Origin of the sequence: Bradyrhizobium genosp. P (assembly GCF_049949265.1) — a bacterium.
Taxonomy (GTDB): domain Bacteria; phylum Pseudomonadota; class Alphaproteobacteria; order Rhizobiales; family Xanthobacteraceae; genus Bradyrhizobium.
Map to the genome: position 1 here is coordinate 3,172,922 of NZ_CP188195.1, position 15,708 is coordinate 3,188,629.

Sequence of the window (15,708 nt, forward strand, 5' to 3'; positions counted from 1 at the left end):
TAAGCCAAACAAAACATTCTTGGGGAGGAATAGTCATGACGAAGACGGTCACCAAAGCCGGGTCGATATCGCGCCGTCGGCTGCTGACAACCGCGAGCGGCGCTGTCCTCGCAGCCTCATCCTTTCGTATTAACCTGGCTCAGGCCCAGGAAGCGTCGATCAAGATCGGCTTCCCGGTCCCCCTCACCGGTCCTTATGGCGCCGAGGCACAGGACCAGGTCCGTGCTGCGCAGCTCGCCGTGGCGCAGTTCAACGATGCCGGTGGTCTCAATGGCCGCAAGGCTGAACTCGTCGTGCGCGACGACAAGCTGAATCCCGGTGAGGCCGCGACGCGGACACTGGAACTGGTCGAGAAGGAGAACGTCAATTTCGTCGTCGGAAGTCTGTCCGCGGCCGTTCAGCTTGCGATAAATAACGTTACCAAAGAGCGCGGCATCATCTTCAATTCGATCAGCCAGTCCGACGCCATCAACGAGGCGAGCGACTTCAGCAAGTACACATTCCACGAAGCATTGAATCCGCATATGACGGCGGGCGCGGTCGGCCGATACGCCTTCCCCAAGTTTGGCAAGAAGGTTGCATTCCTCACCGCGGACTATGCCTATGGTCACGAGATGGTTCGTGGCTTCCTCGAGGTGGGCAAGGAGTTCAACATCGAGAATCTCGGCGACATCCGCCATCCGTTGGGTACGACCGACTTCTCAACCCTGCTCCCGCGTCTTCAGGCGCTAAAGCCCGACATCCTGTGCATCAGCAATTTCGGCCGGGATCAGCAAGTCGTGCTCAAGCAGGCAACCGACTTCGGAGTCAAGAAATCGATCCAGATCATAGCGCCGCTGCTCTCGCATGCCAGTCGTGTTGCAGCGGGCGCTCAGGCGTTCGAAGGCGTCGTCGGAGGCTGCTCGTTTTACTGGGGTATCGAGGATAAGTTCGCTTCGACCAAGGCGTTTAACGACGCCTTCCGCAAGATGAATGATGGCAAGCTGCCAACCGACTACGGTGCGCTCGGCTATGGTGGCGTTCGGACCGTGCTCGAGGCGGTCAAGGGTGCGGGCACCGTCGAGACCGACAAGGTGATCGCGGCATTGGAGGCCTTGAAGTACGATTACTACAAGGGACCGCAATACTATCGCAAATGCGATCATCAGTCTGTGCAGTCGGTGCTCGTCATCAAGTCGAAGTCCAAGGACATGAAAAACGACTCCGATGTGTTCGAGGTGATTTCAACCGAAGAACCCAGCGAGAAGAACCTGCGGACCTGCGAAGCGCTAGGTCACAAGAGCTGAGTTCGCGAGATGGCGCGCGCCGCGAGGTGCGCGCCAATTGGGGGGTATGGATGGCGGGCCTGAGCTTTGACCTGATTGCCTTGCAATTGTTCGCCGGGCTGGCACTCGGCGCGATCTACGTGCTGTTTGCGATCGGACTCTCGCTGATCTTCGGGATGTTGACCGTCGTCAACTTCGCCCATGGGGCGTTCTACATGGTCGGCGCCTATGTCGGGCTCTATCTGATCTCGCTCGGCGGCAATTTCTGGCTCTGCCTCGTGGCCGTGCCGCTCCTGGTCGGGCTGTTCGGGGTTGCCGTCGAGCGCATACTGATCCGGCCGCTGTATGGCCGCGGCATTGACTATCCCCTGCTGCTGACCTTCGGGCTGAGTTACGTGATGGTCGAATGCGTGCGCATTGCCTTTGGCAAGACTGGTTATCCTTTCGACACGCCCGAGGTTCTGCAAGGCGCCGTCGATATCGGCGTTGGGTATTTCCCGCTGTATCGCTTGTTCGTGATCGGTGCGACGGCTGTCGTGTTGCTGGCGCTCTGGCTGTTCCTCGAAAAAACCAGCTTCGGGCTCATTATCCGTGCCGGGGCGCGTGATCCGCAGATCGTCCGTGTCCTCGGCGTCGATGTCTCGCGGGTCTGGCTGATCGTATTCGGAATCGGAACCGGGATTGCAGGCTTCGCAGGCCTGTTGGCAGCCCCGCTTCAAGGTGTCATTCCGGAGATGGGTGGCACCATCCTCGCCGAAGCCTTTGTCGTGACGGTGGTAGGAGGTATGGGCTCGATCGGCGGCGCGGTGCTGGCAGGTCTTTTGGTCGGCGTGGTCGTCAGCATGACGTCGCTGTTTGCGCCCGAAATGGCCAAGGTCTCGATCTTCGCCTTGATGGCAATCGTCCTGATCCTCCGGCCCCAAGGCCTCTTCGGCCGCGCTGGATTGATGAGTTGAGCCGGGCATGACCGAGGCCACCACCGAGTCTATCAAGCAACCTCGGGCCGCGACGGTCGGTTGGTACGAGTTCGCGACGCGACATCGTGCCAGCCTCGCAGCTGCGGTGATCCTGATTTTCCCTCTGGTGATGCCGTTCACAGCCTTGGCCGCGAATATCCTGATCTACGGGCTGTATGCCCTCGGATTCAACCTCGTGTTCGGATATCTGGGGCTCCTCTCGTTCGGTCACGCCGCGCTGTTTGGAACGGGGGCCTATCTTTGCGGCATCGCGATCGTGCACTTCGGTTGGCCGTGGTACGCGGCCATCGCAACCGGCGTTCTGGGCGGCCTCTTGATGGCGCTGCTGATTGGTGTGCTCGCGATCCGTACCCGCGGTATCTACTTCGCCATGGTGACGATGGCGCTGTCGGAGTGTGTCTATTACCTGTTCTATCAGGCCGTTGACTGGACCGGTGGCGAGAACGGTCTTCGCGGCATCAATGTGCGCACCATTGATCTGTTCGGCTGGCAGATCGATTTCATCAATCCAATGATCCGGTACTACGTCATTGCAGCTTTCGTAGTTGCCGCGTTCTTCGTGATGTCGCGCATCCTCGCGTCGCCGTTTGGTGCTGTCATCGAGGCGGTGCGGGAAAACGAGATGCGCGCGCGCGCATCGGGTTATAACGTCACCCTGACCCGGTTGCTGACCTTCGTTCTGTCAGGCGGATTTTGCGGCCTCGCGGGGGCGTTGCAGGCGCTTCATCTTTCGATCGTGCCGATCGAGATCCTGCATTATGAGACGTCGGGTCTGGTGGTGATGATCGCGTTGCTGGGCGGCATGGGGACATTTTTCGGACCGATGATTGGCGCGGCGGTTTTCCTGGTCTTGGAGAACCTGGTCTCGGTATGGACGGTCCACTGGCAATTGATCGTCGGAGCCATTTTCGTGGCGTGCGTGTTGTTCTTCCCAGCCGGCATCTGGGGGACATTGATTGGGCGGGGCAGGCGATGAATGCCGTGCCAGGGCGATCGGGAGAGATTATTCTGCGCACCACGGGCGTCGGCAAGACGTTCGGTAAATTTGTCGCGCTCAGCAACATCTCGGCGGAGTTCTCCAAGGGAGCGATCACCTCCATCATTGGTCCGAACGGCGCGGGAAAGAGCACCTATTTCAACTTGCTCTGCGGCGCATTTCCGCCGTCGAGAGGCAACGTCGAATTCGAGGGCAGAGATGTCACCGGGCTACCGCAGCACCGCTTTGCTCATTTGGGGATCGCAAAGTCATTTCAGATCACCAGCGTGTTCCCCCAACTCACGACGCGCGAGAACATCCGGATCGGTCTGCAAGCGCTGGTGTCGCGATACGACATCTGGCGGCCGCGTGCGCGTCTGACCGAACTGATCGAGCGCGCGGACGAGTTGCTGGCCCTTGTCGGGTTGTGGGAGGCCCGCGAACGCGCAGCCAAGACGCTGGCACATGGCGAGCAGCGGGCCCTTGAAATTGGCATGGCGCTGGCCAGTCAGCCTCGTCTGCTGCTGCTGGACGAGCCGACGGCGGGGATGAGCCCGGAGGAAACCAGGACCATGATGGATCTGATCGTGAAACTCGCGAAAGAGCGGACGGTCATCCTCGTCGAGCACAAGATGAAACTGGTTCTGGGGATCAGCGATCGCATCCTGGTGCTGCACCATGGAGAACTCCTTGCCGAGGGAACGCCACAGGAAGTCCGGCAGAACGAAGCGGTGAAGCGCGTCTATCTCGGCCAGCGGGAGCACTGACTGGATGCTGCAGATCAGCAAGCTCAATGCCTGGTATGGAGCAAGCCACGCATTGCAGGACATCAGTCTGGAGATTGCCAAGGGTGAAATCGTCTGCCTGATCGGTCGCAACGGAGCCGGCAAGACGACGACGTTGAAGTCGATCATGGGTCTGATGGATCGAACCCGCGGCTCGGCAATCTTCAAGGGCAGGGAGCTGTTGAACCAGCCGGCGCATACGCGTTTCGCGCTGGGGCTCGCCTATGTACCCGAAGAACGGCGGATCGTGCAGGGATTGTCGGTGCGCGAGAATCTGCGGCTTGGTCTGGTCGCGTCGCCGAAGAAGAAGTGGGAAGCCGAACTGATTGACGAGATCGCAGGGATATTCCCACGATTGGCCGAGCGCCTGGACCAGGAAGCCGTCACGATGTCCGGCGGTGAGCAGCAAATGCTGGCGATTGCGCGGGCCATGATCGCAAAGCCCGACCTGATCATGCTTGATGAGCCATCGGAGGGCATTATGCCGGTGTTGGTCGACGAGATGTTCGCGCTGTTCCGCAACATGAAGGCGCAAGGGACAACCGTGCTGCTCGTCGAGCAGAATGTCGAACTCGCGCTTGACATTGCTGATCGCGCCTATGTGTTGGATCACGGCTCCGTGGTGCATCACGCGACGGCGCGGGAGCTGCTGGCTGACAACGAGATCAAGGAGCGGTACTGCTCGGTGTGAAGAGTTCTTCTCGAATTGGTGTTGCCACAGCCTGACCGGTGCACTCCTATTCCGCCGCGCTCGCGATCACCTCGGCGTTTCTGATAGCGATGACGACCTTGATAGCGTCGTCTACACGATCTCGCGCATATCTAAGGGCTGTCGGCAGGTCGGCCAGAGCGAACGTATGCGTGTGTATCTTCGTTGCGTCGAACCGCTTCTCCGCCATCAATTCCATCGCACGGTGGGTCGCGCTGCGGCCCTCGCCACGAATGCCGTAGGCGTAAATGTTGTTCCTCACGAGATGCGCGATGTCCAGCGTTGCGGCCTCATGCGGAAAAGCGGCAAGGCAGATCTTGCCTCCGCGGTTGGTCATGTGAATGGCCTGGTTGAGCGTCGCTTCGGTCCCGGCGCATTCGACGACATAGTCCGCACCGATCCCACCAGTTAGTTGCCTCACAACATCAACTGCGTCTTCATCGTTGATGTTGATGACCCGGTCGGCACCCAGTTCCCGACCGGTCGCCAGTCGCTTGTTGCGTGTTCCCGTCAGGAACACCGGGCTTGCCCCCAGCGCCTTGGCGACAGCCACCGCGAGCAGTCCGATCGGACCAGGGCCGATCACAACGACGCTCTCACCGGCAACCAATCCCCCCAATTCCGTCAAGCCATACATTGACGTCCCCGCAGTCACCACGAGCGTCGCTTCCGCGTCGCTCATGGTTTCGGGGACACGCGCAAGCGTATTGATGTGATTGATGGCGTATTCCGCGAATCCGCCATCGGTCGTGAAGCCGTTTGCCCGATGCCCTTTCTCGGGCTTTCCATAGTTGAGGCATGACGTGTACATGCCCTGGCGGCAGCGCTTGCATTGGCCGCAGCCGGCATGAATTTCAACGCTGACCCTCTCACCGATCCTGAACTCGTCGACAGCAGGCCCGAGGGCGGCAACCGTGCCCATATACTCATGGCCCGGTGTGAAATTCTTGTTGAAGGGCAGCCCGCCCTGAATGCTCGCCGGCGAGCCGGAATGAATGATCTCCAGATCAGTCGCACAGATCGCGACGGCGTCAATGCGGACCAACACCTCGGCACGCGACGGGACCGGCGTCGGCTTTTCGCGAAGGAAAAGCTGGTCGGGATCACCGAGAACCCAGGCCTTCATCTGATCCGGAATGGGAAGGTCGGACGATGTGGTGACACCGGAGGGCTGATACACGGGCGCATCCTCTTTTGGTCGTTAGCCTAGCCCAAAACGGTCGGCCGCCGCGAGCGTTCCGCTCGCTCGGTTCGGCCTGCGCCAATTGTTGCACGGCAGCATGGACGTCGCAAAACCTTCATACGCGGCCTATACTTGGTCGCTCAGTTGATATTGAAGCCTTCATTGCGCCGCCGCCAAATCGGAGTCTCCCATGAAGACCGTCCGCCTTGTCCTCGCCTTGCTGGCGCTGACGCTGATCGCGCCATGGCAGTCTGCGAAGGCAGCCGACGTGATCTGTTACAACTGCCCGCCTGAATGGGCAGACTGGGCGTCGATGCTGAAGGCGATCAAGGCAGATCTCAACTACGATATCCCGCACGACAATAAGAATTCCGGCCAGGCGTTAGCGCAAATCCTGGCCGAGAAGAGCAATCCGGTCGGCGACATCGGCTATTTCGGCGTGACCTTCGGCATGAAGGCCAAGGCGCAGGACGCGCTCGAACCCTACAAGCCCGCTCACTGGGACCAGGTCCCCGCGGGTCTCAAGGACCCTGACGGCTACTGGACCACGATCCATTCCGGCACGCTCGGCCTGTTCGTGAACAAGGACGCGCTCGGTGGCAAGCCGGTGCCGGCCTGCTGGAAGGACCTCTTGAAGCCCGACTACAAGGGCATGGTTGGCTATCTCGATCCGTCGTCCGCGGCGGTTGGCTATGTCGGGGCGGTCGCGGTGAATCTGGCGCTAGGCGGCTCGCCGACCAACTTCGATCCGGCGATCAATTTCTTCAAGGAACTGCGCAAGAACGATCCGATCGTGCCCAAGCAGACGTCCTATGCCCGTGTGGTCTCGGGCGAAATGCCGATCCTGTTCGACTACGACTTCAACGCCTACCGCGCGAAGTATTCGGAGAAGGGCAATTTCGAGTTTGTCATTCCCTGCGAGGGCTCGGTGGTGTTTCCCTACGTCGTCGGCCTCGTGAAGAACGCTCCGGACAAGGAGAAGGCCAAGAAGGTGATGGACTATCTGCTGTCCGACAAGGGGCAGGCGATCTGGACCAATGCCTACCTCCGTCCGGCCCGCCCCATCGAGTTGCCGGCCGCCGTTAAGGGCAAATTCCTTCCTGACAGCGACTATGCCCGCGCCAAGAGCGTGGACTGGGGCGAGATGGAAGACGTGCAAAAAGCCTTCGTCGACCGCTATCTCGCCGAGGTCCGCTGAGGCAATATGGCACCCTTGGCCGGGGCACCATTCTCACGATGTCGCAAAAGTCCTTTGTTTGGCTCTGTCTGTTGCCGCTTGCGGTCGTGACGACCGCATTCTTTTTGCTGCCAATGGCACGGCTTGTGGCCGCTGGCGCAGAAGGCGAGCACGGCCTTGCCGGATACCTCGCGATCCTTGCGGAACCGCGTTATCGCGCAACCCTGATCAATACAGTGCTGTTGGCGACGGCAACCACGATTGTCACGCTGATCGTGGCAACGATTGCAGGAATGTTCCTGCAGCGGCACCGCTTTCCCGGGCGTGCCGTCCTGATCGCCATGCTGACCTTTCCATTGGCCTTTCCGGGTGTGGTCGTCGGTTTCATGATCATCCTGTTGGCCGGGCGGCAAGGACTGATCGGCGAGTTGTCGAACCGGCTGTTCGGCGAAAAGATCGTCTTCGCGTACTCGATCTACGGGCTCTTCCTCGGCTATCTCTATTTCTCGATTCCGCGCGTGATCCTCACCATCATGGCTGCGGTGCAGAAGCTGGACGTCGGCCTTGAAGAGGCTGCACGTTCGCTTGGCGCCAGCCCGTGGGCGGTCCAGCGCGATGTCGTGCTGCCGGCGCTTGCGCCCGCCTTCGTCGCGTCCGGCGCGATCGCCTTTGCAACGGCGATGGGGGCGTTCGGAACCGCCTTCACGCTGGCGACGAACATCGATGTGCTGCCGATGCTGATCTATACCGAGTTTACCCTGGCGGCGAATTTCGCGACTTCAGCGGCATTGTCGGTTGGGCTCGGCCTGATTACCTGGCTGATCCTCGCGCTCGCCCGCTCGTTCAGCGGCAGCGCGGTCGCGGCGGCCGGGTGAGCCATGCGCGATCGCCTGATCTTCACCGGCCAACTCGTCTTTACGCTCCTCGTCGCGGCTTTTCTGGTGGTACCCGCCGGGCTTTCGATTTCCGCCGGCGTCACCGTCAACTATTTTCGGGGTATTCAGTCCGGCGTGACCTTGCATTGGGTGGCGCAGGTCTGGGAACTGTATGCCGGCACGATCCTGCTCTCCTTCGTGATTGCGTTTGCGGCACTTGCGGTCACGCTGCTGGTCGGTGTCCCAGCAGCCTATGCGCTGCATGTGCGGGGAGGCCGTCTTGCGCGGATCGTCGAGGAGATCATCACGCTGCCGCTCGCGATCCCAGGTCTTGCGATCGCACTGGCGCTGCTATTGACCTATGGCAGCTTTGGCAGCTTTCGCCGCTCCTGGCTCTTCATTCTGGTCGGGCACGTCATCTTCACCATGCCGTTCATGGTCCGATCGGTCATGGCGGTGTTTGCGACCGTGGACATCAAGACCCTTGATGAGGGGGCAGCCTCGCTGGGCGCGCCGCCATGGCGGCGATTTCGCGATGTGATCGTCCCGAACGCGGTACCGGGAATCCTCGCCGGCGCCCTGATGGTGGTCACGCTGTCGCTCGGCGAGTTCAACCTGACATGGATGCTGCATACGCCACTCACGAAGACTCTGCCGATCGGACTTGCCGACAGTTACGCGTCGATGCGGTTGGAAGTGGCCTCCGCCTATACGCTGATCTTCTTCGTGATGATCATTCCGCTCCTGGTAGCGATGCAACTACTGGCCGACAGGGATCACAGGCGATGAGTACGGCCGGGCATGGTGCGGCAGTGCGGATTGAGACTTGCGGCAAGACCTTTGCCGACGGCACGCGCGCCCTTGATCCCGCAACCCTCGACATTGCACGTGGCGAGACACTGGTCCTTCTGGGGCCGTCTGGCTGCGGCAAGACCACGATGTTGCGTATCATCGCAGGCTTGGAACTCCCGGATTCCGGCGGCAAGGTCTTGTTCGATGGGAAGGATGTGACGACCGTTCCGATCGAGCGCCGCAATGTCGGAATGGTGTTTCAGTCCTATGCCCTGTTTCCCAACATGACGGTGGCGGACAATATCGGCTATGGCTTGAAGATCCGTGGTATCGCCAGGGAGGAACGTGCCACGCGCGTTGCCGAACTGGTCGCTCTGACAAACATCACCGGATTGGAGAATCGCCGTATCGATCAGCTTTCCGGCGGCCAGCGCCAGCGTGTCGCATTGGCGCGTGCCGTTGCAATCCGGCCGGGCATATTGTTGCTGGACGAACCGTTGACCGCCCTCGATGCGTCCCTGCGGGACCGGCTGCGCGGCGAACTGAATCGATTGCTCCGAGCGCTCGGGATCACGACGATCTACGTCACGCATGACCAGGCTGAGGCCATGGAATTGGGCGACCGCATCGTGGTGATGCGGAAGGGCGCGATCGCCCAGATCGGAACACCGCGAGGCGTCTATTTCGCGCCAAAAGACCGGTTCGTGGCAGAATTTGTTGGCGCGGCGAATATTGTTGAAGCGTCGGTGGAGAAAGGTGAGCTGATCTTGCCGGGCGGACGGCTGCCCGTTGGTGGTGAGGCGACCGTGCCGAACGCAACCATCATGGTTCGCCCCGAAACAATTCACGTGGTGGAAGCAGGAACCGGATCGCTTTCCGGTATCGTGGACTCCGTCAGCTTCATCGGCGATCGACAGCGGCTCGTCGTGAGTGGTGCCTCGACCAAGGCGCTTAATGTCGACGCCCCCAACACAATTCAAGCCAGGGCTGGCGACCGGATTGGGCTTTCGATCTCGCCTGAGGCCATTCGTCTGCTGCCGTCCGGAGATTGAGAAAATCGATGTCGCCGAAACCTGTCTTGATCGCTCAGATATCCGATCTCCACATTAAGCCGCCGGGAGCGCTGGCTTATGGCAAGGTCGATACCGCGAAGGCGCTCGAACGGTGCGTCGCGGCGCTGAATGCGTTCGAACCTGCACTCGATTTCGTGGTGATATCGGGTGATCTCGTCGATACGCCGACCGCCGAAGAGTACGATTACCTCAAGCGACTGCTTGAGCCGCTCAAGCTGCCGTTTGCCGGCATTCCCGGCAATCACGACTCGCGTGAGTTGATGCGTACCGCGTTTCCGGCTGCGCCTTATGTGCGGGCAACCGGCTCTCTCGACCAAAAGATCGAGGTCCACGGTCTCGATCTCCTGCTACTTGATTCAAGCGTGCCCGGGAAGCCACATGGCACCCTCGAGGCCTCAACGCTGCAATGGCTCGACGCGACGCTGGCGATGTCGGCCGATCGACCGGCACTGCTCTTCCTGCATCATCCGCCGTTCAAGGGCGGCATCTGGCACATGGATCAACAGGATCTGTTCAACGCAGATCAACTGGCCGGAATAGTGAGGGCTCACCCGCGCGCGCGGTCTATCGCGTGCGGGCACGTTCATCGCGCCATGCTGACCATTTTTGCCGGAATTTCCGCTACCATATGCCCCGCGCCGAACCACGCCGTCGATCTGGACCTGGCGCAACTCCGCGTGCCCTCGTTCAAGGTCGAACCGCCTGCCTTTCACATCCATGGCTGGTTTCCAGGCGAGGGCTTCGGGCGGGTGGTCACGCACCAGGTCCCGATCGGCGAGTTTGGCGGACCGCATCCGTTCTTCGGTCCGGACGGCAAATTGCTTTGAGATGGCCGGTGTGATCAGCCCGCGGCGCTGCGTCCGGGTTTATCGTGACTCGGAATGATCGCGATGTCCGCCGGATCGCCGCGCGACATCATCTCATGCATGTTGCGAAGATCGTGGACCGCCTGATCCATGGCCGGGTCCGCATTCCGGATCGCGGCGATGAACCTTGCCATCAGCTCGGGATCGAGCTTTGCGCGAGTCATTCCATCGCAACTCTTCTTTCGGTCCAGCGCGCGCTGGATCGTTGCGGCACGCGCGGTCTCCGCGTCGCAGCCCAGCATCTCGGCGATCTCGTGATAGGTCATCCAAATCTGCGGCATTCTTCGCACTCCCTTTTTGGGGGAAGACTGGCGGAAGTTGATGAATAGTGGGTTGCCCATCCCTGGTGGTCCATGCGCACGGCATGCAAGGCTTCGTTCTTGGTTAAGCGAATGGCCAAGTCAGGAAGGTAAGCGCAGCTGCCCCCGAAAAGCCAGCAAGGCAGCCGACCGCCCGGAGGCTGGCGGAGGTTCTGCGGAGAACGTTCGGGTTCTCCGGCGCGCGATTAACCCGCCTAATACGCGCGTTTGATCGAAGAAATAGGGATATCAACCAATCGGCCTGCGACCGCAGCGTGCGGCCGGGCCATCGAGCTACGATGACGTGCAGAATGGTTCGCCCGGCGGAATAACAACTATAAATTTTTAAAATAAGTTTTATTTATTTGAAATTGTATTTAGCGAAACGCTCTGGCGAATGATGACGGCGCCGGACCTTTTGTTGCTGTAGGCCCGCAGCGGAGCTATAACCGCATTTGCTCTCATTGATCGATGGCTTGTCGGTGTCCGCCGTGGTCGCAGGCCGATCATACGCAACACAATCTTTCTGGATGACGATGACCGGTGCGCCCATAGAAAGAACCGTCGTCGCGCCGCCGTTTTCAAGCAGCAAGCTGTCGGTGCTGCGCAAGCATCCCTATTTCGTCGGTCTGGAGCCTGAGGCTTTCGACCAGCTCTGCCGGTACGCCAAGCATATTACGCTAAAGCGCGGGACGACGATCTTTTCCAAGGGGGATGCGGGCACGAGCCTGATTGCGGTGATCTCCGGCACGGTGAAGATCAGTATCTCCTCGCCGGACGGTCGCAACGCGATCCTGAACCTGATCGAGGCGGGAGAGATATTCGGGGAGATCGCGCTGCTTGACGGGTTGTCGCGGACCGCGGATGCCACTGCCAATACAAATTGCGAGCTGTTCGTCATTGACCGGCGCGAGTTCATTCCATTTGTGCGCAGCCAGCCAACGCTTGCGATGAAGTTCATCGAACTGCTCTGTGCGAGATTGCGCTGGACCAGCGATCAGGTCGAGCAGGTCATCCTGCAAGACTTGCCTGGCCGCCTTGCCAGTGCACTGCTGCGCCTCAGCGATAAGCACAAGAGTGCGCCGCAAGGCCGTACCATCTCGATTACCCAGCAGGAGATCAGCGAGATGGTCGGCATGACGCGCGAGAGCATCAACAAGCAGCTGCGCGCGTGGGCGGCACGCGGTTGGGTCAGGCTTGAACATGGTGCGATCGTCGTGCTGAAGCCGGATGCGCTTCAGGAGTTGGTCGCTGCGGGATCGAACGACGGCGAATAAGCCTCCTGGCGCCTAGTCAGCTGGATACCTCACAAATTGGTGAACCGGATAAGCCTGTGAAACCATTCACATTGGATTGCCGTGCGCTGCGGTAAGTGAGGCTTCGGGAATCTCATCCGCAATGAGGAGGAATCCATGCACGGCTCTTTCGACAAGCAACCGCAAGACGAGCAGAACAACTACCAGAGTTTCAGCATCAAGCTTGTCGCTCTGCCCGTGCTCGTCCTCATCGCAGTGATCGGGATGGTGGTCGGCCACCCGGCGGCGGTCAAATGGATATCGGACGCGGCGCAAGCGGAATTCGTCGGCTCTGAGTTCGCCGGCACCGATCTGGCGCCTGACGTTCCGCGGCCGGCGCAAATGGCCCAGCCGAGCAATGCAATCCGGACGGTGACAGCCTACTGACCGAGGACGTTGGCGCCGCGCCCATCACGCGACGCCGGCGATTGAGGTCGTCCGACAACCCGGCGCCATCTCCTTACGCCGCAATGCCGAGCAGCCTTGCGGCCGTGCGGCCAAGAATGTTGGCCTTGTCATCATCGCTCAGCGATGCGCAAGCAAAGATGTGGTCGACCGGCGCCAGTTGCCATGGATAGGGGTAATCGCTCCCCAGCACGATTTGCTCTGCCCCGACCTGGGCGGCCAGGTGCCGGATTGCCTCGGGTGTGAAGAGCAGCGAGTCGAAATAGATCTGTTTGAGATACTCGGTCGGTGGCTTCTTCAGCCGGATGTCGGGGTTACATCCCTTTGGCCCGACCAGGCAGGCATGATCCGAACGATCGGCGTACGAAGGCAGATAGCCGCCGCCATGTGCCGCAATGACCTTCAACCCCGGGAACCGGTCGAACGTGCCCTCGAAGATCAGATGGGAAAGCGCGATCGTGGTCTCCAGCGGATTGCCGATCGTATTGCCGAGCCAGCCGTTGCCGGAGAATCGTTTGTTGAGTTCCGGCACGCCTTGCGGATGAATAAACAGAGGGACGCCAAGTTCTTCGGCCTTGGCCCATACCGGGTGAAATTTCGAATCGGAGAATTCGACACCGTCGACGACGCCGCCGATCGCCGCGCCCTTCAGCCCCTGCTTCCTGACCGCGGTCTCAAGCTCCTGGACAGCGAGATCCGGTGCCTGCAGGGTCAGCGAAGCGAAGGCCGCGAACCGATCAGGCTTGGAGGCGCAAAGCTCGGCCAGCTTTTCGTTCTGGATCTTGACGATCTGTCCCGCGAGGTCGCGGTTCCGATCGTACCAGAACGGATTGATTGAGAGCACCTCCATATCGACAGCTTGGGCGTCCATCGCAGCGAGGCGCTTGTCGATTTCGATGAAGGCTTCGATCGCGCCATTGACCGGCGGCACCTGCAGTTTGTCGGCATCGGCCCCGAGCAGCGCGCCGGCCTCACGGAAATGGCAGTGCGAGTGAATATCGATCGTCTTGACGCGTCGGCCGTCGACCGTAACCGGCAACTTCTGTCGCGATTGTTGCGCATCTGCGTTGTGTACGAGCCCGCAACTGCAAAACACGATGCCGCTGGCCGCCGTGGCTCCCGCCTTCAGGAAATCCCGCCTCGTGGTCATGACCATTGCCTCCCTGATATTGTTTTTGTAGGGAAGCAGCGTAGGCATGCTGGGAGGCGGTCGCAAGACTACACGCTGCGCGTGTCGCGCAATCTTGATCTGATCAGACCGGCTTGATCCCTGCCTTCACGATGACATCATGCCATTTCGGCACTTCATCGGCGATGCGCTTGCTCCTGCCGTCGGGGCCGTTCGCGAGCACCTCGAAGCCGTCATTGCGCAGCTGCTCGGCAATCCTCGGTGTCTTCAGAATCTCGATCGACTTGGTCGAGAGCCGCTCGACAATGGAAGTTGGCGTGTTCGCGGGCGCGAGAAATCCCTGGAACGTGTCGGAGATGAAGTCCTTGTAGCCAAGGTCGACCATCGTGGGCACGTCTGGCAGATCGAACCATCGGTGGATTGCAGTCACAGCCAGCGCTTTCAACGCCCCTGACTCGATGTGCGGATGCGCGGGCGGAAGTGCAGCAAAGGCTACCTGGGTCGTTCCGCTCAGGATCGCCTGGATTGCCGGACCAGCGCCGGAGAACGGAACATGCGTCATCTGTACGTTGGCTACGATCTTGAACAACTCACCCGAAAGGTGAGGCGTTGTTCCGAGGCCAGGGGCTGGCGTAGTTCAATTCGTCCGGATTGACCTTTGCGCGAGTGATCAGGTCGGCGACCGAATTGATTCCGAGCTTCGGATTGACCAGAATCACGTTGGGCGAGGTACCCAGCTCGGCGATCGCTGCAAAGTCCTTGAATGGATCGTACGCAATTTTTGGCGTATAGGCCAGGATTGACGACATAGGCGCTTGACGTGATCAGTAGCGCATGGCCGTCCGGCTCGGCGTGGGCCGCGATGCCAATTCCGATATTGCCGCCGCCGCCGGGGCGGTTCTCGACCACGATTGTGCCGTTCAGTGCCTCTCCGAGGTAAGTACCGAGAATGCGGGCCATGATGTCGGTCGGCCCGCCGGGAGCGAAGGGCACGATGATTTTAATCGGACGTTCCGGATAGTCCGCGGCGCCCGCGTGCGATGCGGTTGCGGCCGCGGCGGCGAGTGCGACGCCGGCTCTCAGGACTGCGCGGCGTGAGGGATCGGCCGACCATCTGCCCGTCATCAGGTTCCTCCCGCAGTATCGCGACGTTACAAGCCGAACACCGCTACCGCCCGGATTGGCGACGCTGTTCCCTCGCGCCACTTCATCGGCAGGCCGATGAAGGTAAACTGCCCTTGGCCGAGCAATGCCTCGAGATTGCAGAGGCTTTCGATGTGGGTGATGTCGAGGTCGAGGCAGGCCTTGTGCACCAGCAAATTCGCATCGCTGTCGGGGCCCGGGCGCATCGAGTCGATGCCGAAATGAACGATGCCCTGTCTAGCCAGCCATTCGGTGGCGGCGACGTTCACTCCGGAATTGTCGGTAGAGTACTCCTTGCGCGGAAACGTCCGGGCGTGGTGGCCGGTGCAGAGCAGAACGGTACCGCCTTTCGGCACCGGCGCCCCGGCTGTCGTCACGGCGGATTCAAGGTCGGCAGGGGTGATCTCGGCGCGCGGCGCAATGTGGCGAAGATCGAGACAGATGCCGGGAACGATGCACTTCTCGAGCGGATATTCATTGATCGGTATTCCGCTCGGGCCAAAATGCCGGGGAGCATCAATGTGGGTGCCCCCGTGATCAGGCATCGAGATGAACATTGACGCCAATCCGTAGACGCTCCTGGATTCCACGAAGGCCTCTTCATGGCTCTTCCACATCCCGTGCATGATTGGCGGGTGGCCGGGATAACTTGGGGCGCGGTGATAGAGTTCTCGGCTCAGGTCGACGATCTTCACGGCTTGTGCCCTTTCTTGACGGAGCTGGCGCGAGCGCGCTTCTGGCGGCCATGCTGACGCGTTT

19 protein-coding genes are annotated in these 15,708 nt (G+C 60.5%); 12 read left to right on the plus strand and 7 right to left on the minus strand.

Annotated elements, in window-relative coordinates:
* The first annotated feature begins 35 nt into the window (after nucleotides 1–35).
* Genes ACP2YO_RS15290 through ACP2YO_RS15310 form a run of 5 tightly spaced genes read left to right on the plus strand, consistent with a single transcriptional unit; the run spans nucleotide 36 to nucleotide 4,694 of the window.
* Nucleotides 36–1,286 carry an ABC transporter substrate-binding protein gene (locus ACP2YO_RS15290; RefSeq protein WP_426441576.1) on the plus strand — a complete coding sequence of 417 codons (1,251 nt, stop codon included), beginning with the start codon at nucleotides 36–38 and terminating at the stop codon, nucleotides 1,284–1,286.
* Between the two features lie 50 nt (nucleotides 1,287–1,336).
* A complete protein-coding gene (locus tag ACP2YO_RS15295) occupies nucleotides 1,337–2,221 on the plus strand; it encodes a branched-chain amino acid ABC transporter permease (protein WP_426441577.1) in 885 nt (294 codons plus the stop codon).
* Nucleotides 2,222–2,228: 7 nt separating this feature from the next.
* Entirely contained in the window at nucleotides 2,229–3,218 is a 990-nt protein-coding gene (locus tag ACP2YO_RS15300; RefSeq protein WP_426441578.1) for a branched-chain amino acid ABC transporter permease, read from the plus strand.
* Nucleotides 3,215–3,985: an ABC transporter ATP-binding protein gene (locus ACP2YO_RS15305; protein ID WP_426443200.1), complete on the plus strand. Its 771-nt coding sequence runs from the start codon at nucleotides 3,215–3,217 to the stop codon at nucleotides 3,983–3,985. The genes ACP2YO_RS15300 and ACP2YO_RS15305 overlap by 4 nt, the downstream gene beginning before the upstream one ends.
* 4 nt (nucleotides 3,986–3,989) lie before the next feature.
* A complete protein-coding gene (locus ACP2YO_RS15310; RefSeq protein ID WP_426441579.1) occupies nucleotides 3,990–4,694 on the plus strand; it encodes an ABC transporter ATP-binding protein in 705 nt (234 codons plus the stop codon).
* A gap of 46 nt (nucleotides 4,695–4,740) precedes the next feature.
* On the opposite strand, the gene ACP2YO_RS15315 is transcribed toward ACP2YO_RS15310, so the two are convergent.
* Nucleotides 4,741–5,892 (minus strand): zinc-dependent alcohol dehydrogenase, encoded by a 1,152-nt coding sequence (locus tag ACP2YO_RS15315; RefSeq protein ID WP_426441580.1) that lies wholly within the window; start codon nucleotides 5,890–5,892, stop codon nucleotides 4,741–4,743.
* A 193-nt stretch (nucleotides 5,893–6,085) separates the two neighbouring features.
* Here ACP2YO_RS15315 and ACP2YO_RS15320 point away from each other — a divergent pair, with 193 nt between their 5' ends.
* Genes ACP2YO_RS15320 through ACP2YO_RS15340 form a run of 5 tightly spaced genes read left to right on the plus strand, consistent with a single transcriptional unit; the run spans nucleotide 6,086 to nucleotide 10,639 of the window.
* Nucleotides 6,086–7,093, plus strand: coding sequence for an ABC transporter substrate-binding protein (locus ACP2YO_RS15320; RefSeq protein ID WP_426441581.1), 1,008 nt, complete (start codon nucleotides 6,086–6,088; stop codon nucleotides 7,091–7,093).
* Nucleotides 7,094–7,131: 38 nt separating this feature from the next.
* Nucleotides 7,132–7,947 (plus strand): ABC transporter permease, encoded by an 816-nt coding sequence (locus ACP2YO_RS15325; RefSeq protein WP_426441582.1) that lies wholly within the window; start codon nucleotides 7,132–7,134, stop codon nucleotides 7,945–7,947.
* A gap of 3 nt (nucleotides 7,948–7,950) precedes the next feature.
* The gene (locus tag ACP2YO_RS15330; RefSeq protein ID WP_426441583.1) at nucleotides 7,951–8,736 is read left to right on the plus strand and encodes an ABC transporter permease; all 786 of its coding nucleotides are present in this window, start codon (nucleotides 7,951–7,953) and stop codon (nucleotides 8,734–8,736) included.
* On the plus strand, nucleotides 8,733–9,791 hold the full coding sequence (locus tag ACP2YO_RS15335) for an ABC transporter ATP-binding protein (RefSeq protein ID WP_426443201.1): 1,059 nt from the start codon (nucleotides 8,733–8,735) through the stop codon (nucleotides 9,789–9,791). The genes ACP2YO_RS15330 and ACP2YO_RS15335 overlap by 4 nt, the downstream gene beginning before the upstream one ends.
* An 8-nt stretch (nucleotides 9,792–9,799) precedes the next feature.
* The gene (locus tag ACP2YO_RS15340) at nucleotides 9,800–10,639 is read left to right on the plus strand and encodes a phosphodiesterase (RefSeq protein ID WP_426441584.1); all 840 of its coding nucleotides are present in this window, start codon (nucleotides 9,800–9,802) and stop codon (nucleotides 10,637–10,639) included.
* A gap of 14 nt (nucleotides 10,640–10,653) precedes the next feature.
* Here ACP2YO_RS15340 and ACP2YO_RS15345 read toward each other — a convergent pair whose 3' ends face one another.
* Together ACP2YO_RS15345 and ACP2YO_RS15350 are read right to left on the minus strand one after the other, a co-directional pair.
* Entirely contained in the window at nucleotides 10,654–10,959 is a 306-nt protein-coding gene (locus ACP2YO_RS15345) for a hypothetical protein (RefSeq protein ID WP_426441585.1), read from the minus strand.
* Between the two features lie 379 nt (nucleotides 10,960–11,338).
* A complete protein-coding gene (locus tag ACP2YO_RS15350) occupies nucleotides 11,339–11,587 on the minus strand; it encodes a hypothetical protein (protein ID WP_426443556.1) in 249 nt (82 codons plus the stop codon).
* On the opposite strand from ACP2YO_RS15350, the gene ACP2YO_RS15355 reads away from it, so the two are divergent.
* Together ACP2YO_RS15355 and ACP2YO_RS15360 are read left to right on the plus strand one after the other, a co-directional pair.
* Nucleotides 11,514–12,254: a Crp/Fnr family transcriptional regulator gene (locus ACP2YO_RS15355; RefSeq protein WP_426441586.1), complete on the plus strand. Its 741-nt coding sequence runs from the start codon at nucleotides 11,514–11,516 to the stop codon at nucleotides 12,252–12,254. The two genes, ACP2YO_RS15350 and ACP2YO_RS15355, sit on opposite strands and share 74 nt — an antisense overlap.
* A 135-nt stretch (nucleotides 12,255–12,389) precedes the next feature.
* The gene (locus ACP2YO_RS15360) at nucleotides 12,390–12,659 is read left to right on the plus strand and encodes a hypothetical protein (protein ID WP_426441587.1); all 270 of its coding nucleotides are present in this window, start codon (nucleotides 12,390–12,392) and stop codon (nucleotides 12,657–12,659) included.
* A 73-nt stretch (nucleotides 12,660–12,732) separates the two neighbouring features.
* On the opposite strand, the gene ACP2YO_RS15365 is transcribed toward ACP2YO_RS15360, so the two are convergent.
* The 4 genes from ACP2YO_RS15365 to ACP2YO_RS15380 all read right to left on the minus strand — a co-directional run bounded on the left by ACP2YO_RS15365 (nucleotide 12,733) and on the right by ACP2YO_RS15380 (nucleotide 15,644).
* Nucleotides 12,733–13,827 (minus strand): amidohydrolase family protein, encoded by a 1,095-nt coding sequence (locus ACP2YO_RS15365; protein WP_426441588.1) that lies wholly within the window; start codon nucleotides 13,825–13,827, stop codon nucleotides 12,733–12,735.
* 103 nt (nucleotides 13,828–13,930) lie between these two features.
* Nucleotides 13,931–14,395: a Bug family tripartite tricarboxylate transporter substrate binding protein gene (locus ACP2YO_RS15370; protein WP_426441589.1), complete on the minus strand. Its 465-nt coding sequence runs from the start codon at nucleotides 14,393–14,395 to the stop codon at nucleotides 13,931–13,933.
* Nucleotides 14,380–14,931, minus strand: a complete 552-nt coding sequence (locus ACP2YO_RS15375; protein ID WP_426441590.1) for a tripartite tricarboxylate transporter substrate-binding protein — start codon at nucleotides 14,929–14,931, stop codon at nucleotides 14,380–14,382. The genes ACP2YO_RS15370 and ACP2YO_RS15375 overlap by 16 nt, the downstream gene beginning before the upstream one ends.
* A gap of 26 nt (nucleotides 14,932–14,957) precedes the next feature.
* Nucleotides 14,958–15,644 carry a cyclase family protein gene (locus tag ACP2YO_RS15380; RefSeq protein ID WP_426441591.1) on the minus strand — a complete coding sequence of 229 codons (687 nt, stop codon included), beginning with the start codon at nucleotides 15,642–15,644 and terminating at the stop codon, nucleotides 14,958–14,960.
* Nucleotides 15,645–15,708: the final 64 nt, after the last annotated feature.